Here is a 15,115-nt window from a genome sequence, read left to right on the forward strand (position 1 = left end):
CCGTTCGGTCGATCGAGACGAGACGTTGCGTCTCGTCTTGATCCGAGTATGCGGGACGCGCGAAGGGAAGTCAAGACGGACCGTCTCGTCTACGTTTCGGGAGGCGTGGGCGGGCGCGCGGCCCCCGAACGCGCGGAACCCCCGGCACGTGCGTGCCGGGGGTTCCGGGGACGTTTGGACGCTCGGGCGGTGTCGACGGGGGCACGACAGCGCCCGAGCTTGACGAGGACACTACAAGGTGCGGAGAAGGAGGCGTCCGGCGGGGGTGTACTTTTCAACTACCTCGGCCGGGAAGGGTCCCGTTACGCGGGGAACGCCCTGGTCGTGGGCGTGGGAAGGCCGTTGCGGGTGTCGCCGCAGAAGTCGCTCGTCGACGGCTCGTCGAAGAGGTCGGGGAAGGCGGACAGGTCGGGCATGACGACGTGCTCGCCGGTGGTCGAGGCGACGCCCGCCGCCTCGTCCGAGCGGGGAGCCCGCAGCACGGCCCACACGGTGGTCGACCCGTCCTCGTGGCGGACGCCCCAGCCTTCGGAGAGGGCCTCGACGATGCCGAGCCCCCGGCCGCCGAGCGAGGAGAGCGTCCCCGGGCCGCGGCGCGGCTCGGTCATCGCGCCGCCGTCGCTGACCTCCAGTTCGAGGACGTCGCCGTGGCACACCCAGCAGACCCTGACCTGTCCGGACGGGAGCGGGCGCGCGTGCCGCAGCGCGTTGCTGATGAGTTCGCTCACGATGACGCTGGCATCGTCCACGACGGCTTCGTAGACGCCCGACTCCGCGAGTTCGGAGCTGAGGCGCCTACGGGCGACCGCGACGCTGGACGGCGCGTGTGGCAGCAGTACAACGCTCGACGCCCTCACCTCCCCGTCGATTCGCTTGCTCGGACGGTCCCGTCGCCGCTTTTCCGGTACGACCGGAATGCCCTGTTGACATCGTCCGGAAACCCGGACGCTCCAGTTTGCCACCTGCACAACGAGTCACCGGCCCTCCGGTCACGGTGATCACCCCCGGTTGCGGTGTTTCGACGGCGTCTCCGATGTCATCTCGTCACCAACTGCGGCCCACAATGGATCTATCCACCCGCCGCCGCCTTACTCCTCGGAACCGTGTTATCTGCGTCGCCCTCGGGTCCGGCGGACGGCCGGAACCGGGGGTCCCACGGACCAGAACCCTGCCAGGCGACGGGATCGGCGGCGCCGCGGAACACGCCGACCTCACCCGTCCGGCCCCACCCCACTGTCCTCACGGTTAGTAACCGGCCCCTCTATCGCGGCTGGTCAGCGGGCCTTCTGCAGGACCAATCGCATGCGGGTTCCGGTCCCGTCCGCGGCCGGGTGGGCGGACACGGTGCCGTGCTGCGCCTCGGTGAGGCGTTTCACGATGTAGAGGCCCAGCCCGATGCCGCCGAAACGGCGGCGGTCACCGGCGTCGCCCTGCACGAACCGTTCGAAAACGCGCTCGTGGTCCTCGGGCGGGATCCCGACGCCCTCGTCCTCGACCGTCACCTCGACGCAGGGCCCGGCGGCGCGCGCGCAGACGCGTACGGTGCCGCCGTCCGGGGAGTACTTGAACGCGTTCTCCATCAGCTGGCCGAGCACGATGTCGGTGGCCATCGGGTCGCCCTGCGCGCGCGGCAGGCGCGGGTCGATCTCCAGCTCGACCCGGTGCGCGTCCGACAGGGACCGGAACCCGGCGGCGACGCCCTCGACGACGCGGCGCAGGTCGAACGGCTCGACGGTGACGGTCAGCTCGTCCCGTCCGGCACGGGACCCCAGCAGCAGGTGCTCGACGAGCCGGCCCAGCGACTGCGCGCGCTCGGCGATCGTCGCGACGGCCGCGCGGCGGTCGGCGTCGGCGAGCTCGTCCCACCGGTTGACCAGCGTGGACGCGAACCCCTGCACGACGGTGATCGGCGTGCGGAGCTCGTGGCTGGTGGTGGCGAGGAACAGGTCCTTCGCCTCCTCCAGCGCCTTCGCCTCCGACACGTCGCGGAAGTCGAGGACCAGCTCGCCCGTCTCCTCGATCTCCGCCGTCAGCACGTTCAGCCACGTGCCCGACTCCAGCTGGTACGTCAGGTCCTCGCCGAGCGCGGGCATCTCGAACGGCAGCGGGCGCCCGATCGCGTCGTCCGGCGGGATCCCGGTGATCGCGTGCGCGGCCGGGTTCCACTGCCGGACGACCAGGTCGTGGTCCAGGACGGCGATGCCGTCGGCGCTCGCGTCGATCACCGCGCGCTCGTGCGCCCGCTGCCGGACCACCTCCGCGTACGCGACCGCGTTCCCGACGGCGACGCCCGCGTGCCCCGCGAGCAGTTCGAGCAGCTCCAGCTCGGTATGCCCCACCTTGCGGCCGGAGAACAGCGCGTACAGGGCGCCGAACGGCCTGTCCTTCACGAACGACAGCCCGAGCGCGATCGTGTGCAGCCCCTCCAGCTCCGCCCAGATCAGGTCGCCGAGCCGCCGGTCCCCCGTCGCGAGCTTGATCGTCTTGCCGGAGCGCAGCAGCTCCCCGACCAGGCTCGGCCGCAGCTCCGCGGACGTCCCGCGCATCCGCTCCGGCAGCCCCGACATGCTGACCAGCCGCAGCCGCTCGCCCTCGATCCGGACGAACCCGCCCGCGTCCGCGCCGGTCAGCTCGATCAGCGCCGCGGTGATCCGGTCGAGGACGACCGCGAGGTCCAGCTCCGCGTTCAGGTCGGCGACGATGTCGTTCAGCCGCCGCACCAGCCGCGCCCGCTCGGTCATGTGGTGCTGGACGATCTCGTCGTCCTCCACCGGCCGGTACACGCCGACCCAGCCGAGCTGCGCGCCGGACGGGTCCTTCAGCAGGCTCGTGTCGATGCGGACGTCGATGAGGCGGCCGTCGCGGTGGAACCGGCGGGTCGCGATCGAGATCCGCCCGCCGTCCCCGGCCCGGCGGGTGAGCAGCCGCTCCTGGACGGCGTTGTGCTCGGCCTTCAGCTCGTCCGGGACGATCGGCGGCACGCGCCCGATCATCTCCTCGGCCGTCCAGCCGAACATCCGCTCGGCCGCCGGGTTCCACACGGTGACGCGGTGCTTGCCGTCCACGGCCACGATCGCGTCCGCGGCGCTCTCGATGACCGCCCGCGCGATCGGGTCGTGGACGTGGTGATGCACGACTGTCATCGTGCCACCGGACCCGTTGCCGCGCCGGAGAACCGCAACGGAAAAGTTCTCACTCTTCCCGCCGCGGCAACGGAAGAACGCCACGTCAGCGCGCTGCGCCGCGCGGTTTCGCCAGCCGGCCGACGGCCAGCGCGGCCGCCCCGGCGAGCAGGAACGACAGCAGCGACGCGCTCATCCAGCTTTGCGGCGCGAAGTTCAGCAGGTTTCGGACGTCCGTCCAGAACCCGGCCCAGCCGCTCACCGTGCCCGGGTTGATGAGCTGGTACGCGACGAACCCGACCACCCACGCGGCGACCATGCCCCACCGCGACGGCGCCGCGGCCGAGCCGTCCCAGCCGTCCCGGCCCCGGCCGAGGAAGAAGTCGGCGGCCAGCACGCCCAGCATCGGGACGAACACCGACCCGATCAGCGACAGGAAGCCCGCGTAGTCGCCGATGTCCAGCGCGAGCGCCAGCACGGTGATCAGCGCGCCGAGCGCGACCGTCAGGACGCGGCGGTCGGCGCGGGGCGCGAGGTTCTGGATCGACACCGCCGTGGAGTACACGTTCGCGAACGACTGGTCCGCCTCGCGCAGCACGAACACGCCGAAGAACAGCACGCCCAGCGGCACCGCGAGGAACGGGTCGAACACGTTGCCGGTCGCGCCCGCCAGCGCGAGGGCCAGCAGGCCGAGGACGTACGCGACGATCTGCGTGACCGAGTAGCCGACGGCCGCCGCGCCGAACGCGCCGCGCTCGCTGCGCGCGTGCCGGGTGTAGTCGGCGGCGACCGGCACCCACGAGATCGACACCGCCAGCGCCGCGTCGGCGCCGATCAGGAAGCCGTCCCAGCCCCCGTCCGTCAGATCCGGCAGCGGCTCCCGCACCAACCGCACATAGAAGTAGACGAGCGCGACCATCACCGCCGCCGTCACGTAGCGGCGCAGCAGCCGCACCGAGCCGAGCGGCCAGATCGTCAGGACGGTCGTCAGCACACCGGCCGCGATCACGTAGCCCCACCGGGGGACGCCGTCCCACAGGTGCCGCGCCGCGTCCGCGATCACGATCAGCTCGAACGTCCCCCACCCGACGAGCTGCGCGATGTTCAGGACGGTCGGGACGTACGACAGCCGCGCGCCGAACAGGCCGCGCAGCAGCACCATCGCGGGACGTCCGGTCCGGGCGCCCGGCACGGCGGCGAGCCCGAGCATCAGCCCGCCGACGGCCGTCCCGACGATCATCGCGACGATCCCGGCGGCGATCGACAGCGTCGGCACGCCGTCCTCGTCCGGCGCGAGCACGGTGTACGCGCCCGAGAACGCCAGCAGGCTGACCCCGAGGTTCGCCCAGAACGCGCTCTGGTCCCAGAAGCCGAGGACCTTCGGCGCCGGCTCGTCCAGGGTGTACGGGACCTCGTCGACGGCGGACGCCATGCAGCACTCTCCCTACGCCGGCATTACCCGGACAGGTTCATGCGGTCGGCGACGCCTCTGGATTCGCCCTCTCAGCCCGGCCTCGGCCCGAGCTCCCGCGGAAATCAGACGGAAGTGTGCAACAACCGCCCAAAAAGGTCAAGCCACGTACGGGTCCCCGTCCCCCTCCATCGTGCGGCCCGCCGCCGCCCACGCCTGCATCCCGCCGGCGACGTTCTTCGCCAGCCACCCCGCCTGGTTGAGCGCCACGGTCACCTGCGCCGACCGCCCCCCGGACCGGCAGATCACGAACACCTCGCGGTCGCGCGGGATCTCCGCCGCCCGGTCGCTGAGCCGGCCCATCGGGATGTGGACGGCGTCGGGCGCGTGCCCCGCGTCCCACTCGTCCTGTTCCCGCACGTCGAGCAGGTAGGCGTCCGCCGGCACCTCGGCGGCCGGCACCGCCGGCACGTCGTCCCCGAAAATCATCACTCCTCCATGGAACCGCGCGAAACCCCGCCGCGTCGAATCACGCATGCGGTATCGGACGCCACTCCTCGCCGCGTCCGGCCTGGCTCTGATCCTTTCATTGGCCGGTTGCGGCGACGAAAGCACCTCGAGCGAATCCGCCGACGGCTCCACCGCGGTGCAGCCGTCCAGCTCCCCCGAGGAGACCCTCACGATCAAGGTCAAGCCCTCTCCGGACGCCCCCGCCACGACCTGGAACCTCACCTGCGACCCGCCCGGCGGCACCCACCCGAAGGCCGCGGAGGCGTGCGCCGCCCTCGCCGAGACCGCGGACCCGTTCAAGCCCGTCACCACCGAGATCTGCACGAAGATCTACGGCGGCCCGGCCACCGCCACCGTCCAGGGCACCTGGCGGGGAAGCAAGGTCGACACGGCGTTCTCCCGCGAGGACGGCTGCCAGCTCCACCGCTGGACGGAGGTGGCCCCGCTCTTCGGCGACGTGCCGAAACCGGGCTGACCTCTCCTTCCGAGGCCGGACGCCCGGTCCCGCGGGCCGGGCGTCCGGCAACGATTGGGTTGCGGAGCGACGGGTTGATCTTGTCGCCGTGGGGGAAATTTCCTAGATTCCCCACATCGGGGCCCCGCTTCCAGTCCTTGCCGTCACCCGCCACCGGCCCGCGACCCGAGCCGGGCGGGAACGGCCGTCCTCGCCAGAGGAGGCCCCATGTCCGAGGTCAAACGACGCGACCTGCTGGCCGGTGCCGCGGCCTTCGCCGGGTTCGCGACCGTCGGCCTGCTCCCCGGAACCGCCACCGCCGCGACCCGGCAGCGCCCCGGCGCCGCCCTTCCCCCCTCCCTCTCCGTCGGCGACCGGGCCGTGGTCGCCCGCGTCGACGCCCGCCGCGCGCTGCGGCACCTGCGGGTGCTCAGCGACCAGATCGGCTGGCGCATCGCCGGCACCGAGTCCGAGCACCGCGCCGCCCGCTACATCGCCCGCGAGCTGCGCGACCTCGGCTACCGGGTCGAGCTGCAGCCGTTCCCGGTCGCCGACAAGTACCTCGCGGAGATCCGCGCCCGCGGCGAGCGGCTCTGGCAGAGCAGCGCCTCCCCGCAGGCCGCCGTCGCCTCCGCGTCCGGCAAGGTCGCGGACGTCGGCAAGGTCACCGAGGTCACGGGCGACGTGCGCGGCAGGCTCGTCCTGTTCGACCGCGTCGTCGGCAAGGAGACCGAGCAGGCCAAGGCCGCGGCCGCCGCGGGAGCCGCGGCGGCCCTCATCGTCAACGCCCGCTCGGAGACCTACCCCGAGCGCAAGCCGGGCTCCTTCACCCCGAACCTGTCCGAGACCGTCGCGATCCCCGTGCTGGGCCTCGCCGAGTACCACGGCGAGCGGATCCGCGCGGGCGCCCGCAAGCTCTCCTTCAAGGTCACCCACCACTCCGGCCTGACCTCGTACAACGTCCTGGCCGAGCGGAAGGCGACCCTGCCGAACCCCGGCGGCAAGGCCGTCATCGTCAGCGCGCACTACGACAGCGTCCCCGGCTCGCCCGGCGCGAACGACGACGGCAGCGGGACCGTCCTGTGCCTCGAACTGGCGCGCGTCCTGCGGCGCCTGCCCACCCAGCAGGCCGTCCGCATCTGCCTGTGGGGTGCGGAGGAGTCCGGCCTGGTCGGCGCCCGGCACTACGTGAAGGAACTCGACGAGGCGGGCGTCGCGCAGATCACCGGCTGCTTCCAGAACGACATGGTCGCCACGAGCCACCCGCCCGCGGACACGTACTGGCTGCTGTCGGTGGACGGCGCGGACAACACCACCACCGCCGCGGTGAACGCCGCCGCGCGCCGGCTCGGCTACGCCGACCAGGCCGAGGGTCCCACCGCCCGCGGCTCCAGCGACCACGAAGCCTTCTTCGAGCGCGGGATCCCGGCGGGCAACTTCAGCTGGCGCGGCGGCGAGGCGCCCAGCCAGCTCGAGCCGACCTACCACACGCCCGAGGACACGATCGCCGACAACATCAGTCTCCAGCGCCTCCAGGTGTCCCTGGAACTGATCGGCTGCGCCGCCTACGACGTGGCCCGCCGCAAGTAGCGGCCGCTCACCGGAGGGCCAGGCCCGCCTCGCCGCGCGCGGCCTCGCCCTCCGGGAGCGCCCACTGCTCCAGCACCGACCGCCGGGCCGCGCCCAGCGCCCCCGGCGGCAGCGCGGCCACCGCCCCGGCCAAGGCCAGGCCCTCCCGCAACGCCTCCCCCGGCTCCACCAGTCGCGTGACCAGGCCCCACGCGAGCGCCTCCTCCGCCGCGACCCGCCGCGCCGTCAGCAGGACGTCCAGCGCCCGCCCCTGCCCGACGATCCGGGGAAGCCGCACGGTGGCGCCGTCCAGGCACGGCAAGCCCTGCGCCAGGTTCAGCGCGCCGAACTCGGCGGTCGTGGACGCGACCCGCAGATCGGCCCACAGCGCCAGCTCGAAACCGCCGCCGAAGCAGTAGCCCTCGATCGCGGCGACGACCGGCTTCGCCGGCGCCGCCCGCGTGACCCGCATGGGCGGCGGACCGTCCGCGGCCGGCACGGGGAACTCGCCCGCGGCCATGGCCTTGAGGTCGTTCCCCGCGCAGAAGGCGCCGCCCGCCCCCGTCAGCACCACGGCCCGGACGCCGTCGTCGCGTTCGGCGGCGCCGACCGCCTCCCCGAGCGCCTCGGCCATCGGCCCGTCCACCGCGTTGCGGCGCTCGGGACGGTCGAGCGTGATCAGCCGGACGGGCCCGCGGTCCTCGCTTCGGATCATGCGGGCACTCTAGATAGATCAATCTATTCAGCGCAAGCGGTAGGCTCCCCGCATGGCATCCGACACCCGGGCACGCCTGCTGGAGGCCGCGGCGCAGCTGTTCCGCGAGCAGGGCTACGCGGCGACCGGCCTCAAGCAGATCACCGCGGCCGCCGAGGCCCCGTGGGGCTCGCTGTACCACTTCTTCCCCCGCGGCAAGGAGCAGCTCGGCGTCGAGACGGTCGAGCACTCCGGCGCCCGCTACCTGCGCCTGTTCGACCTCGTCCACGAACGCACCGAGCGCCGCGCCGACGAGTCCGTCCACGACGTCTTCCGCCTCAGCGCCGACGCCCTGGAGCGGTCGGACTGGGGCGACGGGTGCCCGATCGCCACCGTCGCCCTCGAAGCCGCCACCACCAGCGAACCCCTGCGCCATGCGTGCGCCGAGGTCTTCGCCGGCTGGCGCGCCGCCACCGCCCGCCGCTTCACCGCCGAGGGCATCGAACCCGCAGCCGACCTGGCCCTCTACGTCCTCGCAGCGTTCGAGGGCGCCCTACTCCTGAGCCGCACCACCCGCGACACGACCCCCCTCCACGTCACCGCCGACCTGGTGGCCCACACCATCCGCACCCACCACCCCACCCCCTGACCGGCCGCCGCCCCTGCCCCCTCCGCACACCGCGAGCCCGGCCCGCCTCGTCGCGGAATGTCGGTCACCTCTCCTCGGAGCCGCAGGTTGAGCACCGCCGACTGCCGGGGCTCGACGCGCCTACCCTTCACGCACGAGAAGCCGTGATGGCCCGAGGCATGCGCAATCGGCGTCACCAGTCCGTCTTCGCGCCGTCCGGGACGTCGCCCTGCGTCCGAGTGGACAGCACGCGGCGCGAAGCGGCGCCGCTGCGGGACGGGCCGACGCCGCCGCGCATGGCGCGGCGCTCCTCGGCGTGGATGCCGATGACGAGCATCACGAAGATGCCGGACACGGCGCCCGCGAGGAAGACGGCGGTGATCGACGCCAAAACGAGGATCACGGCGATCCCTCCCCTCCGTAAGGCCCGTGTCCGGCGGGGGCGGCTCGGGCGGTCGGTGCTGCCTTACGGAAAAGAGAGTGCGCCCGACGCCGGGGACGGGATCACTACATGACTGGACGTGTTCATGACGTCCTCATAGGGTTGACCGCGTCCTAAGACGTCCCGGGACCGGACGGGTGAATGCCGAACGAACGCCTGCGCGCCGCATTGCTGCAACGCGGATTGACCATCGATGCGCTCGCCGAACAGATCGGCGTGGATCCCAAAACGGTAGAACGGTGGATCACCAAGAACCGAACTCCGTACCGGCGCACGCGATATGCAGTGGCTTCGCACCTCGGCGTGGACGAGACTTACCTCTGGCCCGACGCGCTCACCAAAGAGCAAGTCACCTCGGCATCCGGCACGGAGATCGTCACGATCTATCCGCATCGCTGGGCCGTCCCCAGGGACGCGTGGGGACGTCTTTTCACCGGGGCCCGGAACGAGATCGGCATCCTGGTCTACAGCGGGCTCTTCCTCGCCGAGGACGCCGGCGCCCAACGCATCCTCGCGGACAAGGCCCGCAAGGGCGTCCGCGTGCGGATCCTGCTCGGCGACCCCGACTCGTCCCAGGTGGCCGAACGCGGCGCGGACGAGGGCATCGGCGACTCGATGGCCGCGAAGATCCGCAACGTCCTCGTCCTGTACAAGCCGCTACAGTCCGTCGAGAACGTGGAGATCCGGTTGCACAGCACGGTCCTCTACAACTCGATCTACTACGCCGATGACCAGTTCTTCGTGAACACGCACGTCTACGGCGTCCCGGCATCGAACGCGCCGTTCTGGCACTTGAAGCAGATTCCGGGCGGTGAACTGGTGACGACTTACCGAACCAGTTTCGAACGCATCTGGGAAGGCGCGAAGCCACTACCGCAGGGGGACTAAAGCATGGCCCGCAGGATCGACTACTACGACGACCCGAACGCCCCCAAGGCCAACAGCCTCGTCCCGTCCGTGAACGTCGTCGTCACCGACGCCAACGGCGACATACTCATGATCCGCCGCACCGACAACGACAACTGGGCCCTCCCCGGCGGCGCGATCGATCTCGGCGAATCCGTCGCGCAAGCCGCCGTCCGCGAGACCAAAGAAGAGACCGGGATCGACTGCGAGATCACCGGAATCGTCGGGATCTACTCCGACCCTAAGCACGTCATCCACTACACGAGCAACGACGAGGTCCGGCAAGAGTTCTCGATCCTGCTCACAGCACGCCCCACGGGCGGGGAGCCTCGGACGAGCGACGAGTCCCGCGAAGTCCTTTGGGTCCCGGTAGAGCAGGCCACGGACCGCCAGATGGACCGCTCGATGCGGCTCCGCATCGGCCACTACCTGGAAGAACAGGACCGGCCGGTCATCACCTGAGCCCGCTCACTTGCAGGCCGACAATTCGCCCTGGACGCGGTGCACGGCCTCGATGAGGTGCGGCGACGACGTCGTGATGGACCGGGTGACGAGGTGGCCGTCCCCGTATCGGGACAGAATCTCTGAGAGCCGCTTCTCTACGGGCAACGCGTCGCCGTCCGGACTTGTGGTCATGTCGCAGTAGATCAGCGCGTCCGTGAGCTGGGGAGCGTCGTCGCCGAACTCCGCCGTGAGAGCGTCGGCAACGCCTCTCTCGCGAGCCTCCACGACCGCGCACGAATGGTGTGCCACGAGTCGGCACAAATGTTCGTCGGCGCCGTGGACGTCCCGCAGGAAACGGGCTCCGTCGAGCGGGTGAAACCCGGTGACCGCGAGATCGGGGGCGTATCCGACGTCATGCAGCCACGCGGCGGCCTCAAGCAGGTCGCCACGGTCACCGAGGATCGGCGCGAGGGTGCGGGCCTGCCGGGCAACGCCCTGCGTGTGCGCCCACCGGCGCGGCAACGGGCTCTCAAGGTGGTGACGTGCGATCTCTCGGGCCCATGTGGCAGTGCTGTCCATGTCTTCGACGCTACGGGCCCGACGCCGGACTTCCACGGACGTGCACAGATCATCTGGGGACGTCTCGACGGAGGTAGCGTCCCTTGCCGCGCACGCATTCGGCCAACCCGGCGGCCTCCAACTCGGCGAGCGCCCGCCGCGCTGTGTACCGGGCGACGCCGTACCGCTCGCAGATCCGGGCCTCACTGGGCAGAGCCGTCCCGTCCGGGAGCGCGCCCTTCTCGATCTGTGCCCGGAGATCAGCGGCGATGCGCTCGTACACGGGACGAGCGCGGTGGGGCGAGACGGGACGCACGAACCTTCCCACGCCCGTGACGACCACGATCAAGCCCTCCTCCTGGAGCACGTCCAGCGCCCGCCGCAGGGTGTTGCGGGCCACGCCGAACTCCCTGCTCAACTCGTGCTCTCCCGGCAACGGGGTCCCCGCCCGGTAAGTGCCGTCCGCGACCCGTTCCAGGAGAGTCGCCGCGATCTCGCGGTAGGCGCCCCAAGCGGCCATGTCGTCCCCCTATGCCCGCAGGCGAGGCCCTGAGCGTTCGCTCCGGGCCCCACCTTGCCCTTTTCGGCGCTCACGGCAGGAACCCACCGCTCCGCCGCGCCGGTCTCTGAGTGCCGAGGGCGCACCGGCGGCGGGCGCCGGGGGGCGCCCGTGCCGTCCGACATGCCGACTCAAAGCCCCCACTCCATGGGGATCGGGTCGCGCCGCGCGAGCCTGCTCTTGATGCGCACGATCGCGTCCGTGACCCGGTCGGCTTCGGCGAGCGGTTCGCCGTCCGAGCCGAAGAACCAGAGGTGGCCGCCGTCCCGGTCGTACGGACGGCACGTGATCAGGTCGGACGGCACCGGGTCGTCCGGGCGGCACCCGGCGGTGTCCTCGTTGCGGACCCGCATCCCTTCGCGGGTCATCTCGACCTCGAACCGCTGCACCTGCAAGCGGACCGTGAGGGCGGCCAACTGCGCCTCGGCCACGCTCGATCCGGTGACGGCGCCCGGTACGGTGGCGGGCTCTCGAGGCCGATCGATGGACATGAAACCTCCTGCACACGAGGTCACGCGGTCGGGGGTCGACGGGCCGGCAGCCGCGAGTGCGGCCCTTCGGCCATGTTGAGCAGCCTCGTTCGAGGCGTGGGACCTCTCCAGCGACAACCGGGGACGTCTTGGGACGTCTCCTGTTAGCGTCGTTCTCGCCCGCATCTCCGGAGGTTCGGTGAACGACTTGTTGAGACGCGCCCTTGCCGACGCGCGCCTGGCTGAAGCCGACGTTGCGGCTCGCTTGGGCGTCGACCCGAAGACCGTCCGCCGGTGGGTCACCGGACGGGCGCCCTACCCGCGCAACCGCGCACGGATCGCGGACCTTCTCGGCCGCGACGAGGGCGACTTGTGGCCCCGACTCGCCGTTCCGGACGTCCGGGAGGAGCCGCCGGTAGCCGAAATCCGGACCACCTACCCGCACCGCTGGGCCGTCCCTCGTCCTGTCTGGCACCAACTCTTCCGCAACGCCCGAACGGACATCGGCGTCCTGGTCTACGCGGGCCTCTTTCTCGCCGAGGACACCGGCATCATGCGCGTGCTCGCCGAGAAGGCCAACGCCGGTGTCAGGACCCGGATCCTGCTCGGGGACCCGGACGGTGCATGCGTTGCCGAACGAGGGAGCGACGAGGGCGTGGGCGAGTCGCTCGCCGCGAAGATCCGCAACGCCCTCGTCCACTACAAGGCTCTTCGAGAGGTCTACGGCGCAGAGATCCGACTCCACGACACCGTGCTCTACAACTCGATCTACCGAGCCGACGACGACCTGCTGATCAACTCCCACGCCTTCGGCATCGCCGCGTCCCACGCCCCAGTGCTGCATGTCCGCCGTGCCGAGGACGGTGACATGGCGAGCACGTACCTCGAAAGCTTCGAACGCGTCTGGGAAAACGCTTCGCCGGTCGGATAACGGCCGCAACACCTGGGCGACGCGGGTCGGCTGCTCCCTGAACGGGGGTCCAGGACGGTCGCGGATCTTGCTTCCGAGCGTACGGCTCAGGACATCCTTGCGAGGCTCGGACGACTGGCGCGCCCTCGCGCGCGCTATCGGGGGCCGGGACGGCTGAGCGGGCTGGGGCTCTTCGCGGGTGTGGGGGGCGTTAGGGTTCGCGCGTGAGTTTGAAACTGCGCCGGGTCGGGCTGCCGCATGTGCGGACGTTGGTGGGGCTGGCCGATGGGCTGTGGACGGGCGAGGGTGTTCGGCTCGGGCTCGTCGGGGCCGGGTGGCTGGCTGCGGACGAGAAGGTCGCCTGGACGCACGGGGACGCGCTGGAGATCGGGGACGGCTGGGAGCTGGAGCTCGGCGCGGTGCCGCCGGAACCCGACTCGTTCGTCGTGCTGCCGTTCGCCCTGCTGTGGCCGCCGGTGCCGGTGGACGGGGAAGAGCGCGACCTCGACGAGGACGACGAGGACGACGAGGACGATCTCGACGAGGACTACGGGGACGACTGGGAGCGGCTGCCGGAGGCGGGGGCCGCGGAGTTCGGGGCGGAGTTCCTGCGGGTGCGGGGGCTGGTCGAGGGGCTGATCGGGCCGCCCGCGAGCGTGCACGGGGACCTCGCGCAGGGGGTGCGCTGGGACGTCTGGGAGCGCGGGGCGACCGTGTTCACCCTGTTCGCCCAGGACGACGTCCCCTCCTACTCCCACTACGACCGCCTCGCCCTCGGCGTCTGGGACGCGGCGGGCTGGACGCCTCCCGAGTGACGCCCGCGCCCGCTGGTAGGCTGGCGGGCATGTCAGCCGCTTCGTGCGCGGCCGCTTGTGCGGCAGTGACCAGGACGTCCCGCTAGCGGCGGGACGTTCGGCTCACAGCACCCCCTTCCTGGAACGTCCAGTCGCTTCGTGATCAGTCCGGAGCGGCCTTTCGTGCTGCTCGGAAACTCTCCAGAGCGACGGAGCACCCGATGCTTTCAGGCGTCACTTCTTCCCGCGGGCAAAGCCCGTCTCCCACGCGCGCGTGGCTCGTGCTGGGCACGATGTCCATGCTGCAGTTCTTCATCGCGGTCGACGTGACCGTGGTCAACATCGCGCTGCCGTCGATCGGCGCGGACCTCGGCGTCGACGGGCACTCGCTGACCTGGGTGGTGGTCGGCTACACCATCACCGGCGGCGGGTTGCTGATGCTCGGCGGCCGCCTCGGCGACCTGCTGGGCCGCCGCCGCACCCTGGTGGCCGGCACGACGCTGTTCGGGGCGGCCTCGCTGCTGGCGGGGCTGGCGCCCACGTTCCCGGTGCTGGTGGCCGCGCGCCTCGTCCAGGGGGCGGGCGAGGCCGTCGCGCTCCCGGCGGCGATGGCGACCATCGTGCTGATGTTCCCCGAGGGGCCGCGCCGGTCGCGGGCCCTGAGCGTGTGGGCCGCGGTCGCCAGCTGCGGGCTGGTGCTCGGGTTCGCCCTCTCCGGGATCATCACCGCCCACCTGGGCTGGCGCTGGATCTTCCTGATCTCGGTGCCGTTCATCCTGGTCGTGCTCGTGGCCGCGCTCGTGCTCGTCCGGGCCGACCGTCCCGCTCCGCGCGGACGGACCCGGCTGGACCTGCCGGGCGCTCTGCTGCTGACCGCGTGCCCGCTGCTGTTCACCTTCGCGGCGGTCGAGGCGGGCGAGTCCGGGACGAACCTGTGGGTGAGCCTGGCGGCGCTGGCCGGTGCGGTGCTGGCCGCGGCCGGGTTCGTGCGGGTCGAGTCGCGGTCCCCGAACCCGCTGGTGCCGCTCGCCTTCTTCGCCGACCGCGCCCGCGTGCGGGCGAACCTGACGACGATGCTGCTCAGCGGGGCGCTGTCGACCTCGTTCCTGCTGTTCACGTTCTACCTGCAGGACCGTCTCGGGATCGGTCCGCTGGGGGCCGGGCTCACCATGCTGCCGCTGGCCGTCGCGCTCATCGCGGCCTCCGTCCTCGTGCCGCGGCTGCTGGGCCGCTGGGGAGCGCGCGCGTGCGTGCTGACGGGCCTCGGGGCCGCGGCGGGCGCGATGGCGGTGATCGCGCTCGTGGCGGTTTCGGACGCGGGGGCGGCGTGGCTGCTGCCCGCGATGCTGCTGATCGCCGCCGGGATGGGCTTCGGGCTCGTGGGGCTCCAGTACATCGCGGTCAGCGGAACGACCGACGAGGACGCCGGGATCGCCTCGGGTGTCCAGCGGGCGGCCGACCAGCTCGGCGGGGCCGCCGGCGTGGCCGTCTACGTCGGGGTCGGGTTCGCCCCGGCCGTGCACGCCGGCGACCCGTTCCTGGTCGCCGCGGTCCTCGCCGTCGCCGGGCTGGCCGTCGGCGCCGTGATCGCCGGCCGAGCCCCGGTCGCCGGGGAGCCGCAGGCCGAGTAGGAGACCGCGCCGC

The 15,115-nt window shown here is 71.8% G+C and carries 17 protein-coding genes and 1 riboswitch; of the genes, 8 read left to right on the forward strand and 9 right to left on the reverse strand.

The annotated features are described in order from the left end of the window. Positions 1-302: 302 nt before the first annotated feature. The 4 genes from H505_RS45115 to H505_RS0129570 form a co-directional block, all read right to left on the reverse strand. On the reverse strand, positions 303-857 hold the full coding sequence (locus tag H505_RS45115) for an ATP-binding protein (RefSeq protein WP_084550970.1): 555 nt from the start codon (positions 855-857) through the stop codon (positions 303-305). Positions 858-1,274: 417 nt separating this feature from the next. Beyond that, positions 1,275-3,143 (reverse strand): PAS domain-containing protein, encoded by a 1,869-nt coding sequence (locus H505_RS0129560; protein ID WP_051301308.1) that lies wholly within the window; start codon positions 3,141-3,143, stop codon positions 1,275-1,277. Positions 3,144-3,228: 85 nt separating this feature from the next. Then, on the reverse strand, positions 3,229-4,554 hold the full coding sequence (locus H505_RS0129565; protein ID WP_026404857.1) for a purine-cytosine permease family protein: 1,326 nt from the start codon (positions 4,552-4,554) through the stop codon (positions 3,229-3,231). Continuing rightward, a riboswitch (TPP riboswitch) is annotated at positions 4,547-4,663 on the reverse strand. It overlaps the preceding gene by 8 nt. 29 nt (positions 4,664-4,692) lie before the next feature. Beyond that, the gene (locus tag H505_RS0129570) at positions 4,693-5,019 is read right to left on the reverse strand and encodes a rhodanese-like domain-containing protein (protein ID WP_026404858.1); all 327 of its coding nucleotides are present in this window, start codon (positions 5,017-5,019) and stop codon (positions 4,693-4,695) included. A gap of 103 nt (positions 5,020-5,122) precedes the next feature. Here H505_RS0129570 and H505_RS0129575 point away from each other — a divergent pair, with 103 nt between their 5' ends. Together H505_RS0129575 and H505_RS0129580 are read left to right on the forward strand one after the other, a co-directional pair. Beyond that, the gene (locus tag H505_RS0129575; RefSeq protein WP_245592656.1) at positions 5,123-5,518 is read left to right on the forward strand and encodes an SSI family serine proteinase inhibitor; all 396 of its coding nucleotides are present in this window, start codon (positions 5,123-5,125) and stop codon (positions 5,516-5,518) included. A 207-nt stretch (positions 5,519-5,725) separates the two neighbouring features. Continuing rightward, entirely contained in the window at positions 5,726-7,087 is a 1,362-nt protein-coding gene (locus tag H505_RS0129580) for a M20/M25/M40 family metallo-hydrolase (RefSeq protein ID WP_026404860.1), read from the forward strand. A gap of 7 nt (positions 7,088-7,094) precedes the next feature. Here H505_RS0129580 and H505_RS45120 read toward each other — a convergent pair whose 3' ends face one another. Then, the gene (locus tag H505_RS45120; RefSeq protein ID WP_064743731.1) at positions 7,095-7,781 is read right to left on the reverse strand and encodes an enoyl-CoA hydratase-related protein; all 687 of its coding nucleotides are present in this window, start codon (positions 7,779-7,781) and stop codon (positions 7,095-7,097) included. A 52-nt stretch (positions 7,782-7,833) separates the two neighbouring features. On the opposite strand from H505_RS45120, the gene H505_RS0129590 reads away from it, so the two are divergent. Continuing rightward, complete coding sequence (locus tag H505_RS0129590) at positions 7,834-8,409, forward strand: TetR/AcrR family transcriptional regulator (protein WP_026404861.1); 576 nt, start codon at positions 7,834-7,836, stop codon at positions 8,407-8,409. Between the two features lie 172 nt (positions 8,410-8,581). Here H505_RS0129590 and H505_RS0129595 read toward each other — a convergent pair whose 3' ends face one another. After that, complete coding sequence (locus H505_RS0129595; RefSeq protein WP_157433177.1) at positions 8,582-8,791, reverse strand: hypothetical protein; 210 nt, start codon at positions 8,789-8,791, stop codon at positions 8,582-8,584. 180 nt (positions 8,792-8,971) lie between these two features. Between H505_RS0129595 and H505_RS0129600 the strand changes: the two genes are divergently transcribed. Together H505_RS0129600 and H505_RS0129605 are read left to right on the forward strand one after the other, a co-directional pair. Further along, positions 8,972-9,718, forward strand: coding sequence for a helix-turn-helix domain-containing protein (locus H505_RS0129600; RefSeq protein ID WP_026404863.1), 747 nt, complete (start codon positions 8,972-8,974; stop codon positions 9,716-9,718). 3 nt (positions 9,719-9,721) lie between these two features. After that, on the forward strand, positions 9,722-10,198 hold the full coding sequence (locus H505_RS0129605) for an NUDIX hydrolase (RefSeq protein WP_026404864.1): 477 nt from the start codon (positions 9,722-9,724) through the stop codon (positions 10,196-10,198). A 6-nt stretch (positions 10,199-10,204) separates the two neighbouring features. Here H505_RS0129605 and H505_RS0129610 read toward each other — a convergent pair whose 3' ends face one another. The 3 genes from H505_RS0129610 to H505_RS0129620 form a co-directional block, all read right to left on the reverse strand. After that, positions 10,205-10,759 carry an HD domain-containing protein gene (locus H505_RS0129610; protein WP_034520462.1) on the reverse strand — a complete coding sequence of 185 codons (555 nt, stop codon included), beginning with the start codon at positions 10,757-10,759 and terminating at the stop codon, positions 10,205-10,207. A 49-nt stretch (positions 10,760-10,808) separates the two neighbouring features. Further along, positions 10,809-11,258, reverse strand: a complete 450-nt coding sequence (locus tag H505_RS0129615; protein ID WP_026404866.1) for a GntR family transcriptional regulator — start codon at positions 11,256-11,258, stop codon at positions 10,809-10,811. Positions 11,259-11,428: 170 nt separating this feature from the next. Next, on the reverse strand, positions 11,429-11,788 hold the full coding sequence (locus H505_RS0129620; RefSeq protein ID WP_157433178.1) for a hypothetical protein: 360 nt from the start codon (positions 11,786-11,788) through the stop codon (positions 11,429-11,431). Positions 11,789-11,966: 178 nt separating this feature from the next. Here H505_RS0129620 and H505_RS0129625 point away from each other — a divergent pair, with 178 nt between their 5' ends. The 3 genes from H505_RS0129625 to H505_RS0129635 all read left to right on the forward strand — a co-directional run bounded on the left by H505_RS0129625 (position 11,967) and on the right by H505_RS0129635 (position 15,102). Then, entirely contained in the window at positions 11,967-12,698 is a 732-nt protein-coding gene (locus H505_RS0129625; RefSeq protein ID WP_026404868.1) for a helix-turn-helix domain-containing protein, read from the forward strand. A gap of 203 nt (positions 12,699-12,901) precedes the next feature. Continuing rightward, complete coding sequence (locus H505_RS0129630) at positions 12,902-13,492, forward strand: hypothetical protein (RefSeq protein ID WP_157433179.1); 591 nt, start codon at positions 12,902-12,904, stop codon at positions 13,490-13,492. A 272-nt stretch (positions 13,493-13,764) separates the two neighbouring features. Continuing rightward, complete coding sequence (locus tag H505_RS0129635; protein ID WP_026404870.1) at positions 13,765-15,102, forward strand: MFS transporter; 1,338 nt, start codon at positions 13,765-13,767, stop codon at positions 15,100-15,102. Positions 15,103-15,115: the final 13 nt, after the last annotated feature.

Source organism: Actinomadura rifamycini DSM 43936 (assembly GCF_000425065.1).
GTDB classification, from domain to species: domain Bacteria; phylum Actinomycetota; class Actinomycetes; order Streptosporangiales; family Streptosporangiaceae; genus Spirillospora; species Spirillospora rifamycini.

Excerpts from the sequence above, each read along its gene's own strand:
- H505_RS45120 (WP_064743731.1), bottom strand. The coding sequence starts at position 7,781 with ATGATCCGAAGCGAGGACCGCGGGCCCGTCCGGCTGATCACGCTCGAC.
- H505_RS0129565 (WP_026404857.1), bottom strand. The coding sequence starts at position 4,554 with ATGGCGTCCGCCGTCGACGAGGTCCCGTACACCCTGGACGAGCCGGCG.
- H505_RS0129590 (WP_026404861.1), top strand. The coding sequence starts at position 7,834 with ATGGCATCCGACACCCGGGCACGCCTGCTGGAGGCCGCGGCGCAGCTG.
- H505_RS0129560 (WP_051301308.1), bottom strand. The coding sequence starts at position 3,143 with ATGACAGTCGTGCATCACCACGTCCACGACCCGATCGCGCGGGCGGTC.
- H505_RS0129580 (WP_026404860.1), top strand. The coding sequence starts at position 5,726 with ATGTCCGAGGTCAAACGACGCGACCTGCTGGCCGGTGCCGCGGCCTTC.
- H505_RS0129635 (WP_026404870.1), top strand. The coding sequence starts at position 13,765 with ATGTCCATGCTGCAGTTCTTCATCGCGGTCGACGTGACCGTGGTCAAC.
- H505_RS0129620 (WP_157433178.1), bottom strand. The coding sequence starts at position 11,788 with ATGTCCATCGATCGGCCTCGAGAGCCCGCCACCGTACCGGGCGCCGTC.
- H505_RS0129615 (WP_026404866.1), bottom strand. The coding sequence starts at position 11,258 with ATGGCCGCTTGGGGCGCCTACCGCGAGATCGCGGCGACTCTCCTGGAA.
- H505_RS0129610 (WP_034520462.1), bottom strand. The coding sequence starts at position 10,759 with ATGGACAGCACTGCCACATGGGCCCGAGAGATCGCACGTCACCACCTT.
- H505_RS0129600 (WP_026404863.1), top strand. The coding sequence starts at position 8,972 with ATGCCGAACGAACGCCTGCGCGCCGCATTGCTGCAACGCGGATTGACC.
- H505_RS0129605 (WP_026404864.1), top strand. The coding sequence starts at position 9,722 with ATGGCCCGCAGGATCGACTACTACGACGACCCGAACGCCCCCAAGGCC.